Source organism: Psychrobacter sp. UBA2514 (assembly GCF_002341255.1).
GTDB classification, from domain to species: domain Bacteria; phylum Pseudomonadota; class Gammaproteobacteria; order Pseudomonadales; family Moraxellaceae; genus Psychrobacter; species Psychrobacter pacificensis.
Genome location: NZ_DDNS01000003.1, coordinates 38,690 through 56,632, shown reverse-complemented (window position 1 = coordinate 56,632; position 17,943 = coordinate 38,690). Strand labels below are relative to the sequence as shown.

The window sequence follows — 17,943 nt, the reverse complement described above, 5'->3', positions numbered from 1 at the left end:
CGTTTAGCCTACTACTGTAGTACTTGCACTCGTCTGCCTTGTACCACTTTTAATATTGATTGACTATAAACCAAATTGCTAGATTAACGCCCATAAAAAAGCGCCTATTAATAGACGCTCTTTATTGATGATTTCATTTATGTTTGAAGCACTAGCATCAATACAGCCAAGGTGATTAATGATTCAAAATCTTCGATAAGAACATCTGCGCACGATCACTTTTCGCCCCTTCAAAGAATTCGTCTTTACTACAGTTCTCAACGATATGCCCTTCATCCATAAAGATAATACGGTTGGCAACCTGACTGGCAAAACCCATCTCATGGGTCACGCACATCATGGTCATGCCCTCACGCGCCAGCTCGACCATGACGTCAAGCACCTCTTGAATCATCTCAGGATCGAGCGCTGAGGTTGGCTCATCAAACAGCATTGCCACAGGATCCATGGCAAGCGCGCGTGCAATCGCCACACGCTGCTGCTGACCGCCAGAGAGCTCGGCTGGGTATTTTGCCGCTTGTACCGTCAGACCAACGCGGTCTAGATACGCCATGGCCTTTTGCTTGGCCTCACTTTCTTTACGCCCCAAGACCTTAATCTGAGCCACTGTCAAATTGTCAATAATGGTCAAATGCGGAAACAATTCAAAATGCTGAAACACCATGCCGACACGGCTACGCAGCTTAGGCAGATTTGTCTTTGAATCACCGACAGAGATGCCGTTGACCATGATCTCACCTTTTTGAAAAGGCTCAAGTCCATTAACGGTCTTAATCAGCGTCGATTTACCACTACCTGAAGGGCCACAAACCACGACCACATCCCCTTTATGTACGTGCGCCGTACAATCAGTCAGTACTTGAAAGTCGCCGTACCATTTGCTGACATTGGACATTTGAATGACCATCTCATCCGTCGCATGGCCATTGTTAGTCACCAGTCCACCAAAGGAATTTATGTATGTATCAGCATTGCTCATCACTGGCTCCTAACCACATTATTATCGATAACCGTCGTTTAAAAATTAAATCAAAATACCAAACCACAATCTTAACGCTCAAAATCCTAAGCGAGACATCTATTAAAACCGCAAGCGTTTTTGTAGCTGCTGCACACCAATCGACGCACTCAAACTAATCACAAAGTAGATAGCACCCGCCCCTAAGATATAAGGGGTGAGTAAGCCCATGAGCTCACCGCGGACGTAGGCGGCGCGGAAAAAATCCGTCAAACCAATGGCGAATACCAGTGTCGTATCTTGGAATAAGATAATACACTGCTGCAAAATCAGCGGCAGCATTTTGCGAAAGGCTTGCGGCAAGATGACCAGACGCATGGTCTGCCCGTAAGTCATGCCAAGCGCTTTGGCAGCATTGACCTGACCGCTACCGATCGATTGAATACCCGCACGTACCACTTCTGAAAAGTAGGCAGCCTCAAACATCATGAAGGCCACCACACAAGAGGCAAAAGCGGCATTGATTTGTAGATACTTGCCTGCTATCCAAAAATAAATCATCGGTACAGCAAAATAAAACCACAGTAGTACCAAGAGCAGCGGCACTGAGCGGAAATAGTTGACGTATAGCCTCGAAGGTACTTCAAGCGCTTTGATACCAGACAAGCGCATCAACGCTAGTATTGTGCCTAGGCTGATACCACCAATAATTGCCAAGAACAGCACTTTTAAGGTGGTGATCATACCGCCCATCAAACCAGGATAGGCTGTTGCCAATTCGGTCATCATACTCATTTCTGACCTCCCGCAATCAGCCCAGGCACACGCAATTTACGCTCGATAAGCCCCATCAGAGCAATCAATGATAAATTGAAAACGAGGTAAATAATCGTCGCGTAGGTATAAATCTCAATACTGTTCTGCGTGTATTCACTGATGGTTTTGGTTTGGCTAATCAGTTCCATCACCCCGACCAAGGAAGCCACAGAGGCGTTTTTGAAGCAGTTGGTCAGCTCAGAGCTAAGCGGCGGCAAGATAATACGAAAGGCTTGTGGTAGCAGCACTTCTTTGTAGACTTGCGGAATACTAAAACCCAGTGCATATGCGGCATTGGTCTGTCCATCAGGTAGGGATTCAATCCCTGTACGAACTTGCTCAACGATACGAGCAGCGGTAAATAAGCCAAGACCGATACTTGCCGATAGCATGGCTGAGGTATTCGGCGACAAGTCCTTATACCACCACTCCTGTATTGCTGGCGTCAGCCAGCCGGGTGCGATGTAAAACCAAAAGAACAATTGTACCAGCAGTGGAATATTACGAAAGAATGTCACATAAGCCGTACCAATCGCTCGCGCCGTCTTGCTCGGCAGCGTGCGCATGATGCCTAAGATGGTACCGACGACCATGGCGATGGCCCATGCGATACTGCCGATCAATAGCAGCCAGCCAAGACCTGTAATCATCCAATGGATATAAAGCTCGTTACCGATACCAGTTTGCTCAAAGAGCACACCCCAGTTCCAGCTATAATTCATGGTTGTCTCTCCGAGCAGCGATTCATAAGCCTATAGGTCAGAAACATAATATCTGACCTATAGACAAGCCATATTGAGGGACAAAGAGCTTATTGAGCGGTCGCCGCTTTTGGCTGAGCACCGTCATGCGGATTGGCAATCAACGCTTTTAAGTTGTCAGACATCTCAAAGTTTAGATTGACGTTTTTCGGTGGGACAGGGTTCAAGAACCATTTGTCATAAATGCTATTGATTTCGCCTGAGCTAAAGACATTATTTAACGCTTCATTGACCACAGCTTTGAATTCAGGATCGTCTTTACGCATCATACAGCCATAAATCTCAAACGATTGTGGCTCACCAACGATAACCCATTCATCAGGATTTTTTGCTTTGGCTTTTTCGCCTGCGAGCAACACATCATCCATCATAAAGGCATCAGCACGACCGTTTTCTAACATCAAAAAGGCTTCGCCGTGGTCTTTTGCTGAGATGATGTTCATATCCATTTTGTTGTCATCATTGTACTGACGGATATAACGCTCTGAGGTCGTACCTGCCGTGGTGACAAGGGTTTTACCTTTTAGGTCTTCAAAATTCTGAATACCAGAGTCTTTGTTGGTCAACAGACGCGTACCAATCTCAAAGAAACCATTAGAGAATGCCACTTGTTTTTGGCGCTCTTCGTTGTTGGTGGTTGAGCCACACTCAAAATCCACCGTGCCGTTTTGTACCAATGGGATACGCGTTTGTGAGGTGATTAAGTTATAACGGACGTTGAGATCTGGCATGTTTAGCTTTTGCTTAATGGCTTCAACGACTTTCATTTCTAAATCGTGGGCATAGCCGATAGGCTGATTAGGATCATCAGCGATATAAGAAAATGGAATAGAGGAGTCACGGTGACCGACGACGATGGTGCCAGAGTCTTTGATTTTTTGTAGCGTGCCGTTGGTATCCGTGGCAGCAGCTTCTGTCGTGGTGGCATCATCTGCAGCTGGCGCTTCGGCTGTGGTCTGGCTACTGTTGTTACAGCCAGCTAAGCCCAACGCCATAAAGGCCGCCAAAGTCAACGGTTTAGAAAATAAGTGGGTCATGGAATACATCCTTTTATCACAAGCTTTTAACACAAGATTGAATGAGTGCTTTGAAGACACGAGTCTGATTGACCGATCTCATTGCCCCGCATCCTTACGGTTGTTGCTGTTGTTTGTCACAATGCAACTCAATGTTACTGTACAACAAATTTGTGTTAGATGGTAAGTTTTTTTTGAAGGATGTGATATTTTGGAATATATTTATTTTTTACCTAAAAGCCGCTGGTTCCTGATTACTGCATCACTATAGAAATAGACAGATAGCTGACTCATCCATACCTAGATTTGTCCCTCATTGGTACATATAATCAAGAAAACATTGTGATCATAATATTGTGGTTGCTACGATTGATAAATTGGCCATAGTCCCCATAAAGCTAACAACTTCTTAATACTACAAATGACTTATGACACAAGATACTCAAGTCCCTAACACGGACAGCCAAACTGCTGGCACTCATAGCGACAACGACATACGCCAACGTTTTTTTATTGAAGACTCGCCCGTGCGCGGCGATGTGGTACGCCTATCACGCAGTTACGCCAGTACAATTGCGCAAAAGCCCTACCCTGAAGCCATCAAACGCTTATTGGGCGAGATGCTGACGGCAGCGAGTTTACTTATCAGTACCGTCAAAATTAACGGTCGTCTCTCTATCCAATTGCAGTCATCAGACAGCGATAGCTTGCTGAATTGGGCGATGGCAGAATGCGATCAAGACGGTATCATCCGTGCGCTTGCCAGCTGGAAAGGCGAGACGGATGAGCAATTGCAGGCTTGGGACAATATGATCCATGCCAAAGATGCCTTTGCTGAGCTGGGTGCTATGGGACAAGGGGTATTGTTCATTAATATTCACCCTGAAGGTGGCGAAGCGTACCAAGGTATCGTTGAGCGTAGCCATGACAATCTGGCAGATTGCTTGGCGCATTATCAAAAGCAATCAGCACAGATTCCAACGCTCATTAACCTAGCATCTGATGGCTTGCAAGCGGGTGGTATCTTGGTACAGATGTTACCGCGTACTGCAGAAGAAAACTTTGAGGTTGAGCAAAACCAAGATGCAGGTATCGACGATGATCTATGGACACGTCTGAGCGTGTTGACGCGCACAGTCAAGGCAGAAGAGCTGACGACATTGGATGCCAATGAGATTCTGTATCGCTTGTATCACGAAGAAAACGTTGTCGCCCCTGAGCCTGTTCCCCTAACGTTTGGTTGCACGTGCTCACGCGAGAAATGTGAGATGGCCATCGAGCAAATCGGCGAAGCAGAAGCGTTAGATATCGTCGAAGAGCAAGGCGGTACGTTTGAGATGGACTGCGGATTCTGCGGTGAAGTCTATAAATTCAACAAAGATGATGTGGCAGCGGTATTTGCTGAGTAAGTTTTTTATCACTAAGCATCTGTATCAAAAACCCCTCAAGTGTGATGCTTGAGGGGTTTTTTATTACTGATTGATAAATTTACTAAACCAGATTAGTTTTTAGTTTTATTGCTATAATCAGCTATTGATGACTTGATTGAAAAGAGCTAAAAAGATGAACTATAAAAAGATAGACTATGAAGTCGTTATTACTATTATATGGGTTGTTTTTTGGCTAGCCTTCTTAGCAATATGCTTTGATAGATCAGAAGGCATTGGTGGAATAGGTGCTTTCTTATCAGGTATTTTCGCACCGCTTGCGCTTTTTTGGTTTTATAAAAGCTACAGAATACAAAGTAGTGAGTTAAAACTTCAAAGAGAAGAGTTGACTCTACAACGCAAAGCGTTAGAACAATCTGTACTAGCTCAAAGAGGTTCAGAAACAGCTTTAAAAGAGCAATCTGAAGCTTTATTTCGTCAGTTAGAAATTATTGAAAACCAGTACACTGATTACCTAAAAATAGTAAACTCTAAGCGACCCTTGTTTGATATCGTATATCAAAGATTAGAAAGAGAGAGAAAGCCATTTAGGATGGAGTATAGTTCATTAATAAACAGCAGCATTAGAAAATACGATGTGACTAGAGTTGAATACGTTATAGTACTTTCAAACTCTAGAGCAAACTGTGTTGTAAAAAGAATTTTGGCATCCGATGAATTTGACACTTACATTAAGACTCACACTGGAATCGAATTACGAATGGATGATAGCGAAATAGAAAAAGCATTTCAAACTTCGGCTGAACATATTACATTAGTATGTAGATTGAGTCTGCCTCCAGAAGCAAAACCTCATGAGCATACTGAAGAAGCCCTCAATATATTGAATGGTGAACAAATCATTATTAATTATGCATTTGATAATCAGTACGCTTCTGATACTTACGAATTCTATAAAGATGGAAATGATCAGCTTAAAATAAAGTTACTGGCAACTGATGAAAAATAACTAGGTCAGTAACAAGTGGTATAAAATAAAATTCATTTTAAACGCAACTGTTAAACCGCCACAGACAAACTTCTAGGGTAAGAATGTATGCGCGGACGTCCAGCATAGTCGCTTAGACCATTATCGAGCAGCCATTCAACGACCTGCTCACGCACTCGCCTGCTATAGATTAAGTTAAGATGATTGACGCCATAAAACACCGCTTTATGACCATCTGGTACAAACAACGCATGCTCAGCATCATCTTCACCTAACGCGGATGCGACCGATACCAAGCTGTCTCCTAGCAAATCCGTCATCTTAGATTCGTAATGTGTCTCAATCAATGCACTGGCGACAAAGTAAGTTTTAATACCACTTGGCAGGCGCGCAGGATGACGAAAGTCTTGTGGTAATACGCTGCGTCCCTCTAAGGCTTTCCAGTCAGCGTCACGAATACTGCCATGACGCAGATCAATGATACCCGCACTCCTCATGTCACCGAGCTTTGCAAGCGAGCCTGCAAATGGCAACTTGGCGATGATGTCTTGCACATAATTACCGATACGCTCAAGCACTGCCCCATGATGCGGTGAACCTAAGGTGATGAGATTGCCCACGCGCTTTATCCAATCTAGGCGCTCTTGCTCACCATAAAACAGCGCACTGCGCGCCACCAAGCCGCCCATGCTATGACCCACCAAATCTATCTGAGTAATATTTGGGTTATTATCGACCACGTCCTGTAGTAATTGAGAGAATTTACGACCACTGCGTGAGATACGTCGACCTGTATTGTAATCTAAGTACAGAACGGTGGTATCGGGCTGGCTGATATGAATCGCCTCGCCCAGATCATTGCCTTCTTGCGACTGCCAGCTTAAGTGACTCATGCACAAGCCATGGCACAAAATGACAATACGCCCTGCTAGTCGCTCACTTTGGGGCTTACCATCTTTAGTGTATAACATCATCGGAATTGCGAGGGCATTTTGATTGTTGACCAGATGATCACCCATGACACCATTGATGACATTGACCAGCTTTTTTAGTGAGTCAGGTAGTGGCTGATCTGTTTTTTGCACGATGAAGTTTTTGTATATTCGTAGTACCGAGGCCAGATTGTTACCGACCATGAGCATGATATGACGTATCGTGCCATAGGTGCGCCCCGTGAAACCGCGCTGCCATTTATTTAGGTGCTTGTCGTTGAATCGACCTAACGGACGTAGAATCACTTCACGATGAATGGACTCGACGATTTCAGTCATCTCAACCACTCCCATGGTCGCAAGCTGCGCCAACCCTTCAAAAAAATCCGCCAAAGAGACAGGGGTTTTGATCGTTTCCTCATTGTCGTCTGTGTCTGCCAATAATTTGACCAGCTCATCCATATCGATGGCTTCGAGTTGATCTATCTGCTCATACAAATCACCATGCCGTGGCACGCTATCAGCTGAGAAAAAATGCGCATCAAGCTCATGGCGATTACGCGTATAACTGCTATCATTCTGAGCGCTACTGTCACTAACACGGTTGTTATAAAACAAATTTTGACTGCTCATAGTATTGGCACGTTTAGCGAAAAGGGAGTTTTTCTATACTATCCTTTAACAGTCGCAAATAGAAGCGAATGATTTAGTTTTAGCGTTCGTTTGTAACCAAAAGAGACGTATGGCTGATAAACGGTATCTTTATTATTGTTAAAGCATTAACTAATATATGCATCAAAAGAAAAAAATCCCAAGCCGAAACTTGGGATTTTTATTTAGTAAATACGCCTTTCTGCCATTTCTACTATTTTGTCATCTAGCGCTTACCGAGCTATGCCGGGCTGGCTGCCGACTCAAATGATTCCGCCAATATGACATCGCCGTCTTCTTTGGTAATCATGACTGTTGCTGAGCGCGGAGTACTACCGCCAGCGACCGCACCCCATGTATTACCTGGATGCTGAATATTGATAAACAGTGTTTTGAAATCTGGTGTCATGGTAATACCGGTGACTTCGCAGCCTTCAGGGCCGACAAAGAAGCGTTTGATATTGTCGTTACTAGCCGGCATGCCAATGCGTGTTTGCTGTCCTGCTGACGTCGTGATGGTAGTACCATCGCTGACTTTGCCCGGTAATGCCGCAAGCAGCATACAGCTGGTAGTGTCGGTATACGCACCATCGTCCGTTTGAATCCATAACACACCACGTGGATCAAAATACAAACCATCAGGAGAAGACAGATCATTGCTAGCACTTAACTGCGATAAATTCTCTGCGGACAAGTTACTTGGTGCACCAAACAGATAGATATCCCATTCAAAACTGGTTGCGGCATGATCGCCGCCCGTCTCTGCCCAGCGAATGATATGACCGTTGTCATTACCACTTGGTTTGCCATTGACTTGATAGCTACGCGGGTTAGCAGCTGATAAAGGTTGGTCCTCACGCACACCGCGATATTTATTGTTGGTCAATGTCACATAGACATCGCCCGTCATAGGACTGACCGATACCCATTCTGGTCGATCCATCTTGGTGGCGCCAGCGGCATCGCCAGCAGCGCGAGCATAGACCAGCACTTCATCTTGGCTATTAAATGGTAACGCACTATTGAAGGCATCTAGTCCATTTTGACCTTGCACAAGTGCTTTCCACTCGCCGCTGCCATCTTCATTAAAGATAGCAACATATAGTGTGCCTTCGTTGAGATACTTATCACCCGCTTTTAGGCCACCACCGATATCATTGTTTGACCACATCGCTTTTGAGACGAACTTATAAATATACTCACCACGCGCATCATCACCCATATAAAACACAACAGGCTTGCCTTGTTCAACAGGTGCATAGGCACAGTTTTCATGGGCAAATCGGCCCATGGCGGTACGTTTTTGCGGTGTAGAGTTTTGGTCAAACGGATCAATCTCAGTGATATAGCCAAAGGTATTGAAACCATTACGATAATCATCAGCAGCACTAGCACCAACAGCGGTCATATCCCAACGTGAAAACTCGTCTGTGATGATGGCGTCTTTGGCGCCAGGCGTGTGCCATAGATATCTAGAGCCTGGAGAGTTTTCTGGTGCACCGTAACGCTCGCGACCATAGTTATCACTGGCGCTTAACTGACTGGCATCTTGTCCGCGCGCAAACACACCCAAGAAGTTCTCTTCTGTGGTCAGGTAAGTGCCCCAAGGTGACAAACCTGCACCGCAGTTATTATTAATGCCGCGCGTCTGAAAACCTGTTGGGTCAAACTTGGTTTTGACCAAATCAGAACCTGCCACAGGGCCTGCCAACTGCGCAGTCGTACTACTAGTGATACGTCGATTGTATTTGGAGTTTGGCACCATCTCATAGCCCATGCCATTTGCGCGGCGCTTCATCTCAACCACGGCCACACCATGGCAGTTGACTTCACGGCGCACATCGCTGGCAAGGCGGCGGCGTTGGAATAAAGGCGCAGCATCTTTATCTTCGATGACATAATAGCCAAACGGACTTAGCTCCTCACTATTGACGTATTCGTGATTCATAACCAGTAGGCCATTCTCTGAGGCTTTGGCATCGTACGCATTGCTGTTTTTGCCAAAGAACCACATGCCATCATGGTTATCGCCCATGCGCCATTCAAATGATTCTGCCGACTGCTCACGATTGTCTTTCCAGTCGTCAAGGCCAGGCATCAGCGGTGTGCCAAGCGGCAGTATCATCTCTGCCTTGTAACCTTCTGCCACCGTCATCTTTTCAGCAGTTGAGTGCGCTACGGCCTTAAACTTTAAGGTTTCAGGACGCTTCAAATCACCCTGCGCAGGAATAGCAGCATCATTGCCATCTTCGACAATAGGACTACTGATATTGTCATCGTCATCACTACAACCAACCAAAGGTAGCGCGCCAAAAAACGCTGCTGCCGTCAACCCTGTACCACCTTTTAGAATACTACGGCGATTCAGACGGCGATTAATAACCGTCTGAAAATCAGTATTATTAGTAGGGTTTGAATCTTCAACGATTTCGTGAGCGAGCTCTAGTTCTTTATTCAATAATGTCATTATCAGTCACCTTGCTATTGGGCTAGATTGGCGGAGAGTGGGTCGCGGCTTCACATTACAGCCACAAAAATACGAATTCCGCTTAAGTCTACTGACTCTTTATGACAGCACGCTGAACGATAGATGACAAACTGATGACAATAACTGTACAAACAATTATTGAGAGATATAAGTATTAAAAAATTTTGAAAAAATATATAAAGTCTAAAAAATAAAAGCCCCAAGCAATGGCTCAGGGCTTTTTGATATTTATGACCACTAGTACTGGTTCATTTAGCAAGCTTACTGCACTTGTGTTACCCATTCATGAGCACCCAATGTTAGTTTGAGCTTATCGCCTGCTTGTAGTACACCCACGCCGCTTGGTGTGCCAGTCATAATCACATCACCTGCCTGTAAGCTAAAAGCATGGCTGATATTGACCAGCAGCTCATAGACAGGGAACAGCATCAAAGCACTATCACCGTCTTGCGCCAGCTTATCATTGATGGTGAGCTGATAATGGACATTCTGAAGATTGCCAAACGCTTGCGGGTCGATCCAGTCAGCAAGCACGCATGCCCCATCAAAACACTTGGCACGCTCCCATGGATGACCTTTTTCTTTAAGGGTGCTTTGCAAATCGCGCAAGGTCAAATCCAGCCCCAACGTCACCCCGCCAATCGCTTGCTGTGCCTCCTCAATCGTTGCCATCGACAAGTCAGCTGACAGCTGAATACATAGCTCAGCCTCGTAATGCGTCCCGCCAAATATCTCTGGATTGGGACGGATCACATCATGGCGAGTAGATACCACAGAAGAGGCGGGCTTCATAAACAATATGGGTGATGATGGCACCTCATTGCCAAGCTCTTCTGCATGCGCCGCATAGTTACGCCCCACGCAGACGACTTTGCCAATAGAGCTACGCAGACGCTCATTGTGTTGCTCAATGCTTTGTTCTTCACTGACCCCAGCGGTGATGGCATTTGCTAATGACATATGTGGCGATTGGCTCATACTAGACTCTCCCTATAAATGATAAATATTTTTCAGCAATCCCTACTATATTGTCTACTGTCACCTTTATTGTCATCTTGGCGACCATTCATGACTAGTGACTCTCTATGGAATCGTGTTGGTCATCACATCTGGTGGCACATAGCTGGCGTGTCGGTTCATACGTTTTTCAAACAGTCTAAAGCTAAACAAGATAACCCATGACAGCACAAGATAAACGATACCCGCGGCAAAGAACAGCTCCATCAGCGTATAGGTACGCGCACTGATCGTACGAGCCACCCCCGTAATATCCATCAACGCGATGGTCGATGCGAGCGCACTGCCCTTTAGCATAAAGATAACTTCATTACTGTAGGCTGGGATCACAATACCAAACGCACGCGGCAACGTTACACGTGTCAGCTTCTGCCATTTTGACATACCAAGCGCATCGGCCGCCTCAAGCTCACCGACAGGTATCGTCTGAATCGCACCGCGTATAATCTCTGCCAGATATGCACTGGTATTTAGGGTAAAGGCGATGATGGCACACCAGTATGCTTGACTGAGCACCGGCTCCCATAAAAACGACTCACGCACCGCCCCGAACTGACCAAGACCATAGTAAATCAGGAATATCTGCACCAGCAGCGGCGTACCGCGGAAAAAGAAAATATAAAGAAATGGCAATATCTGTACTAACCAGCTCTTCGACAAGCGCAGCAGCGCTAGAATCAAACCAAAAAACAATCCGACAATACCTGAGATCACGACCAGCTGTATAGTCAGTACCGCACCGCCCAGTAAATCAGGTATATGATCAAAAATGACCTGCCAATTCCAATCCATAGTATCTCTCCTCTATCCTATGGTCGATTGACTGTGAGTGGATTGACGGCTTATCTTTTTGGCATAGCGTGCCGCTGGATTGGCGCGCCACTCAAGCCACATCATAAAGCCAGTAATCAACATGGTCAGACCCAAATAAATAATCGCGGCTGCCATATAAAAGGTAAACGGCTGCTGTGTTGACTGCGCAGCACGCGACGACTGATACATGATGTCTTTGAGACCCACCACAGACACCAGCGCCGTGTCTTTGAGCAGTACCAAAAATAAATTGCCCAAACCTGGTAATGCAATCTGCCATACTTGCGGCAACGTAATGCGATAAAAGGTCTGAAAAGGACGCATACCAATCGCTTGCGACGCTTCTCGTTGCCCTATCGGAATCTCTTGAATCGACATGCGAAAAATCTCAGTCGCATACGCCCCAAACGCGATCGACAGCGCCATAACACCGCCCCAAAAAGCGCTAATCTCGACATAGTCGTTGTAGCCGAACTTTTTGAGGATGCTCATCAATAAGATTGAGCCGCCATAATAAATAAAGAGCACCAATAGCAACTCAGGAATACCACGCATCGTCGCAGTATAGACAGTCGCAAGCTTACGCAACAACCAGATATTGGACATCTTTGCGGTTGCGCCGAGCAAGCCTAAGGCCAGACCAATGATTAAACTGGTCACGGCAAGCTGTATGGTGACGGTAGCGCCGCTTAATAAAAGCGCGCCAAATCCTTGTAAGTCAAACACGATTATCCACTCAGTCTCTTTATATTAGCAATTTGCAAAATATGAGTTAAAAGAATCAGCATCAATAGCTGAACGCAGTCCATCACCGTATTTTATACCACCTTAATACAGATGGTCGTCGTCAAAAAAAATGACGTCAGAGCAATACGGTTGGCGCTGCGATAATTGACACAGTAGAAATGAGCGCTGATTTTATCATATTCGCTCGCCGTGATGTTAATCCTGACGCGTAAAAGCTGTGTCTAAACCGTACTTAAACAGACACTTGGGCAAATACGCGTGAAACGAACTGACTAAATTTGAGTAAAGCGAATGGTGAATAACGATGACTATGCCATGACCATACGATACGTTTATGGAATAATAAAAAAGGACATCACCATCATGGCAATATCCTTTTATTAATCAAAACAATATTTTTGACTGCTATCTTTAACTACTGTTAGCTATTAACTAACGTTTTCTGTCGCTGGTTGCTTGCTAATATCTGCATCTGTATCTTCGCCTGTATTTGCGTCCTCATTAACTGTACTCGTTGCAGATACTGGCACCGCAAAGTACTTTTGATTGATTTTATCGTAAGTACCGTTGGCTTTAATATTGGCTAAAGATTGATTGATCTTTGCTTGTAGCGGATCGCCTGGGCGTACTGCTATTGCAAAGTTATCATTGATATCAATCTCGTCGCCTTTTAGTGCATATTTACTACCAGCAGGAGAGCTCAGCCACTCTATCGCAGGCAACTTATCAGAGATCATCGCATCGACGCGGTTTGATCCTAGATCCAAAAACGCATTGCTCAGCGTATCATAAAGCTTCATGTCAGCGTTTGGATACTTGTCTTCGAACCACTGTGATGAGATGGTCGAGCGCTGCGCGGCAATCGAGTGAGCGTCGATGTCGCTTTGGTTACTAGGGTCAAAACTGCTGTCTTTTTTGGCCAAAAAAACCAAGGTATTGCTAAAGTATGGATCAGTGAAGCTAACCTGCTCTGCACGCTCTGGCGTAACGGACATCGCCGCGACAATCGCATCATACTTACCGGCTTTTAGACCAGGAATAATACCGTCCCAATCTTGCGCCATAATCTCACAAGTCACCTGCATATCGGCACAGATGGCATTGGCTATCTCAACGTCAAAACCACCCAGTGTCCCATCCGCATTGGTATAGTTAAAAGGTGCATACGCCCCTTCCGTACCAATACGAAGTACGTCATCCTTAGTTGCCTTTGTTTCGGTCGTATCAGAACTGGTATCGGCCGCATTCTCTTGGCTATTGCTACAGCCAGAGATGGTAAAAATAGTCGCCAGTGCGAGCAATGGCACAGATAGACGACTGCTCGTCATAGCGCTAATAATAGATTTGCCAGTCGTAGCACGGACTGGAACACAGTGATTGCTCATGATCATCCTTGGGTTTTCTTGGGTAAACAACACTTTTGAAAATAACGGTCTATGCAGAAGACGTCGTCTTAGTTCGTTGCCGCTTCAGCTGGTGCGTCTTCTTCAACGACTATGACTTCATCAACGCCATCAGTCACGACTGCTTTTTGTGCCGCAGCGGTCGAGCTGGTACCAAAGTAACTGCCTGTGATTTGATCATAAGTGCCGTTGTCTTTTAGCTCAGCCAATGCCGCATTAAATTTAGCAACCAATGGATCGCCTTTACGGAATGCAATACCCATTGCATCGTCGTCGCTGCTGATTTCTTGACCTTTAATCTCGTAGCCGCTACCCGCTTCTGTTTTTAGCCAATCAGTGCCAGTGACTTTATCAGACATCATACCGCGCACACGACCTGAGGTTAGATCTAAATAGGCATTGTCTTGAGTATCATATAGCTTGATATCAGCATCCGCGTGCTCGTCCTGTAGATACTGTGAGGCCACGGTAGAGCGCTGTGAAGCGATTGGCTGACCTTTGAGCGAATCGATGCTGATATCGTCGCCTTTTTTACCAATCAAGATGATACCACTATGGAAGTAAGGGTCACTGAAGTCGACCACTTCTTTACGTTCAGGGGTGATTGACATACCAGCGATGGCGGCATCAAATTTCTGTGCGTTAAGCCCTGGAATCAAACCATCCCAATCTTGAGAGATGACTTCACATTCTGCTTTCATTTGTGCACATAATGCGTCAACCAACTCAATCTCGTAGCCGATCAGTTTGCCATCAGCATCGGTGTAGCTAAATGGCTTATAGCTTGATTCTGTTGCGATTTTGATATTCATAGGTGCTTCAGACGCGGTATAAGCTTCAGCATTTTCTGCTGGTGCTGAGCTGTTGTTACAACCTGCTAGCATTAGCATCGCGGCGCTAAGCGGTGCTAGCAACAAGGCTTTTTTGCTCATTGATGAGGTCATTAGTGATGTCATTGAAAGTGTCATACTTATTATTCCTTAATATAGTTACCAGCCATATCGTCACTTATTACGTGCTGCTTGATGCCTTATTGAGCGCCACTTACTCAGTACTTGTCAGTGGCGCGCGCGTATTCGCAGCCGTCTTTAGTGAGTCATTATTGACCAAAGTTTTGCTGCTCAAGACGGGCAAGCTCACCGTTGCTACGGATCTCGCTCAATGCTTTATCAAACTCCGCTTTGAGTCCATCACCTTTACGCACGGCAATGGCAATATTGTCATTATTGTCTATCTCATCACCAACGATACCGAAGCCTTCTTTATTGTCAGCGAGCCATGATTTGGCAGAGACTTTTTCGGCCAATACTGCATCGCTACGACCAGACTTTAGATCCAAGTAAGCATTGTCATAGTTGTCATATAGCTGCACGGTATTGCCATCTTTGCCTTCGTAGTTATCTTGTAGATAAGCGCCTGGCGTGGTAGAACGCTGACCGCCAAGCGTGACGTTTTGGATCGCCATTGGATCAAAGCTGCCATCAGTGTTGCTGAGCCATACCATCGTATTGGCAAAATACGGCTCGCTGAAATCGACTTTTTCTTGACGCTCAGCCGTGATTGACATACCTGCGATAACGGCATCATATTTTTGTGCCAATAGACCTGGGATAATACCGTCCCAATCCTGCGCCACGATTTCACAGTTGGCTTGCATCTGCTCACACAAGGCATTGGCAACATCGACATCAAAACCGCTCAAGCTACCATCAGCATTGGTATAGTTAAACGGAGGATAAGCGCCTTCGGTTGCAATGCGGATGGTTTTGCCAGTCGTTTCTGCGGCAGGTGCATCGGCATTGGCTTCGGTAGTTTCATCGGCAGGTTGGCTACAAGCGCTTAGCATGAGCGCAGCAGAGACGGTCATCGATGACCAAAATAGACGAGCGTTCGACATCATATGTTCCTTAAATTCTGATGGGTATGGATATGGGGTTCTGATACTTTGTTCTCTGACGTCCCTGACAGACAAGCAATATAGATAGCAGAATAATGGACAGCCGTTAAAATTGACCGACTATAAACCTTTTGATAATACCTGAGTAAAAAATCAAAAACAAACGTTTTGCATACTCACCGTGACTATTGGGCAATAAAGGATAAACAATAGTTACGGTATAGTGATTTTTATATTTGATAGGATTCGATGGCGGTAAAGTCGGTAGGGCGCTACCACCATCTGATTTATAGCTTGGACAGGATTAGTGCGGACGATGCGAGGCCATAAAATCTTTGACGCGCTCGGAGGTAGGATTGTCAAAGACTTGCTCAGGTGTGCCGATCTCCTCAACCACCCCTTGGTGCAGGAAGACCACTTTGCTTGATACTTCACGGGCAAAGCGCATTTCATGAGTGACGATCAGCATAGTGCGACCCTCTTCTGCCAGCTCTCGCATCACAGCCAGTACTTCATTGACCAACTCAGGGTCTAGCGCCGAGGTTGGCTCATCAAATAATAGCACTTGCGGCTGCATGGCAAGCGCGCGCGCAATGGCAACCCGCTGACGCTGACCACCAGATAAGTTCGCTGGATAAGCGTCTTTTTTATCGAGCAAACCGACTTTGTCGAGCAGTTTTTCGGCATCGCTAATCGCTTGGGCTTTTTTGATCTTGAGAACCTGCGTTGGCCCCTCAATAATGTTTTGTAGGATCGTCTTATGTGGCCACAAATTAAAGTTTTGGAAGACGAACCCAACGCGAGCACGCAAGCTCTCTAACTGCTTCACATCCGCCGCTTGCAGCTCACCTGATCTGGCAGGTTTTAGCATCAGCTCTTCGTTACCGATCAGGATACGACCTTGATTGGGATTTTCGAGCAAGTTAATACAGCGCAGCAATGTCGATTTACCTGAGCCAGATGAGCCCAAAATAGAGATGACATCACCATCATAGGCCGTCAGAGACACTCCCTTGAGCACCTCTAATGAGCCATAACTTTTATGGATGTCTTGTAAGTCTAGGGCGATAGGCCGAGTTGGTTTTTTTGCAGTATCAAGCATGGTTCAGCAGACTTCCAATAAATATGAGTGAAAACACGAATAAAAATAAATAAGAGCCGTATATATAGTATAAGTATCTATAGCATTATTATGCTAATGCTACGCCTGAGCAGGCCAAGAGAAAAATGCCATATTGTCTCTTATTACACAGTAAAAAGGCAAATCTTGTGTTTAACCAGTCAGTTAATCAGTACTGGATAACTGACTGGCACAAAAAAGCCCAGACCATATTTATCGCTCTGGGCTTTATTTTATCACTTTCGCGTGCCAGGCGTTGTTTTATCTGATAATGCTATATTGACCAACACACTATCATAGCGTTTGGCGCGCCATAAAACTTAGTACGTCGATACATGCTCTGAATCTTCGGTGCCATCCAGTACTTCTGCATCATCTGCGGTTGCCACAGCCACATCATCCCCTGTACTGACAGCCATACCGTCATCGGCGCTAGCAACGGCGATGTCATCAGAGCTACTCGCAGTTGCGGTTGCATTCTCTTCAACGCTGGTTTGAGCGTCAACGCTTGTATCCGCTTGCGTCTCCATTGGTGTCTCGTCTTTGCTACAAGCACTGAGCGCAAGCACCCCTGCAACCAAGCCAACCGTCATCCAGTTTTTGTATGTCGTGTTTTTAATCGTCATCGTTATTCTCCATTACTTGTCATATGATTCAGCGTCATTTATTGATAGTGCCGTTTTCTTAGTGCCTACTATACTGATGATACATCGCAGCTACCTTAGTATTTACAGCGCAGTTCTGTTAAAGGCACGTAAACACAGCTCACAAAATATTTGAAGCAACCCTTTGTAAAGTCACTTTGATGCTTTGTAAAGCGGGTTCTGTTCACAAAATCATCTTTACTATCGCCGCAATCTCCTCTATGTTAAATAGCATAATGACCTATGGACCGCTAAATAGGCATTCAAAACTGATTTTTTGCTAAATTTTCGCCTTTTTAGGCGC

The 17,943-nt window shown here is 45.4% G+C and carries 16 protein-coding genes; 2 read left to right on the top strand and 14 right to left on the bottom strand.

The window, feature by feature from the left end; all coding sequences use genetic code 11:
* Positions 1 to 175: 175 nt before the first annotated feature.
* The 4 genes from B3V51_RS01140 to B3V51_RS01125 all read right to left on the bottom strand — a co-directional run bounded on the left by B3V51_RS01140 (position 176) and on the right by B3V51_RS01125 (position 3,572).
* On the bottom strand, positions 176 to 907 hold the full coding sequence (locus B3V51_RS01140) for an amino acid ABC transporter ATP-binding protein (protein WP_071003697.1): 732 nt from the start codon (positions 905 to 907) through the stop codon (positions 176 to 178).
* Between the two features lie 174 nt (positions 908 to 1,081).
* Positions 1,082 to 1,753: an ABC transporter permease subunit gene (locus B3V51_RS01135; protein WP_286707822.1), complete on the bottom strand. Its 672-nt coding sequence runs from the start codon at positions 1,751 to 1,753 to the stop codon at positions 1,082 to 1,084.
* Entirely contained in the window at positions 1,750 to 2,496 is a 747-nt protein-coding gene (locus B3V51_RS01130) for an amino acid ABC transporter permease (protein WP_071002328.1), read from the bottom strand. Before B3V51_RS01130 ends, B3V51_RS01135 begins: the two co-directional genes overlap by 4 nt.
* Before the next feature lie 89 nt (positions 2,497 to 2,585).
* Entirely contained in the window at positions 2,586 to 3,572 is a 987-nt protein-coding gene (locus tag B3V51_RS01125; protein ID WP_286707821.1) for a glutamate/aspartate ABC transporter substrate-binding protein, read from the bottom strand.
* A 407-nt stretch (positions 3,573 to 3,979) separates the two neighbouring features.
* Between B3V51_RS01125 and B3V51_RS01120 the strand changes: the two genes are divergently transcribed.
* Both B3V51_RS01120 and B3V51_RS01115 read left to right on the top strand, forming a co-directional pair.
* A complete protein-coding gene (locus B3V51_RS01120) occupies positions 3,980 to 4,960 on the top strand; it encodes an Hsp33 family molecular chaperone HslO (RefSeq protein ID WP_212563927.1) in 981 nt (326 codons plus the stop codon).
* Between the two features lie 154 nt (positions 4,961 to 5,114).
* On the top strand, positions 5,115 to 5,948 hold the full coding sequence (locus tag B3V51_RS01115) for a hypothetical protein (protein ID WP_286707820.1): 834 nt from the start codon (positions 5,115 to 5,117) through the stop codon (positions 5,946 to 5,948).
* Between the two features lie 50 nt (positions 5,949 to 5,998).
* On the opposite strand, the gene B3V51_RS01110 is transcribed toward B3V51_RS01115, so the two are convergent.
* The 10 genes from B3V51_RS01110 to B3V51_RS01065 form a co-directional block, all read right to left on the bottom strand.
* Positions 5,999 to 7,492: an alpha/beta fold hydrolase gene (locus tag B3V51_RS01110; RefSeq protein ID WP_286707819.1), complete on the bottom strand. Its 1,494-nt coding sequence runs from the start codon at positions 7,490 to 7,492 to the stop codon at positions 5,999 to 6,001.
* A gap of 259 nt (positions 7,493 to 7,751) precedes the next feature.
* On the bottom strand, positions 7,752 to 9,977 hold the full coding sequence (locus B3V51_RS01105; RefSeq protein ID WP_212563929.1) for a PhoX family protein: 2,226 nt from the start codon (positions 9,975 to 9,977) through the stop codon (positions 7,752 to 7,754).
* Between the two features lie 282 nt (positions 9,978 to 10,259).
* A complete protein-coding gene (locus tag B3V51_RS01100; RefSeq protein ID WP_379542919.1) occupies positions 10,260 to 10,889 on the bottom strand; it encodes a fumarylacetoacetate hydrolase family protein in 630 nt (209 codons plus the stop codon).
* A gap of 192 nt (positions 10,890 to 11,081) precedes the next feature.
* Positions 11,082 to 11,807, bottom strand: a complete 726-nt coding sequence (locus B3V51_RS01095; RefSeq protein WP_093067651.1) for an ABC transporter permease — start codon at positions 11,805 to 11,807, stop codon at positions 11,082 to 11,084.
* Positions 11,808 to 11,819: 12 nt separating this feature from the next.
* Positions 11,820 to 12,554 carry an ABC transporter permease gene (locus B3V51_RS01090; RefSeq protein WP_071002335.1) on the bottom strand — a complete coding sequence of 245 codons (735 nt, stop codon included), beginning with the start codon at positions 12,552 to 12,554 and terminating at the stop codon, positions 11,820 to 11,822.
* Positions 12,555 to 13,003: 449 nt separating this feature from the next.
* Positions 13,004 to 13,960: an ABC transporter substrate-binding protein gene (locus B3V51_RS01085; protein WP_071002336.1), complete on the bottom strand. Its 957-nt coding sequence runs from the start codon at positions 13,958 to 13,960 to the stop codon at positions 13,004 to 13,006.
* 68 nt (positions 13,961 to 14,028) lie between these two features.
* On the bottom strand, positions 14,029 to 14,934 hold the full coding sequence (locus B3V51_RS01080) for a transporter substrate-binding domain-containing protein (protein ID WP_286707831.1): 906 nt from the start codon (positions 14,932 to 14,934) through the stop codon (positions 14,029 to 14,031).
* Between the two features lie 143 nt (positions 14,935 to 15,077).
* Entirely contained in the window at positions 15,078 to 15,878 is an 801-nt protein-coding gene (locus B3V51_RS01075) for a transporter substrate-binding domain-containing protein (RefSeq protein ID WP_284719021.1), read from the bottom strand.
* Positions 15,879 to 16,179: 301 nt separating this feature from the next.
* Positions 16,180 to 16,977, bottom strand: coding sequence for an ABC transporter ATP-binding protein (locus B3V51_RS01070; RefSeq protein ID WP_071002339.1), 798 nt, complete (start codon positions 16,975 to 16,977; stop codon positions 16,180 to 16,182).
* Positions 16,978 to 17,315: 338 nt separating this feature from the next.
* A complete protein-coding gene (locus B3V51_RS01065; RefSeq protein ID WP_071002340.1) occupies positions 17,316 to 17,621 on the bottom strand; it encodes a hypothetical protein in 306 nt (101 codons plus the stop codon).
* Positions 17,622 to 17,943: the final 322 nt, after the last annotated feature.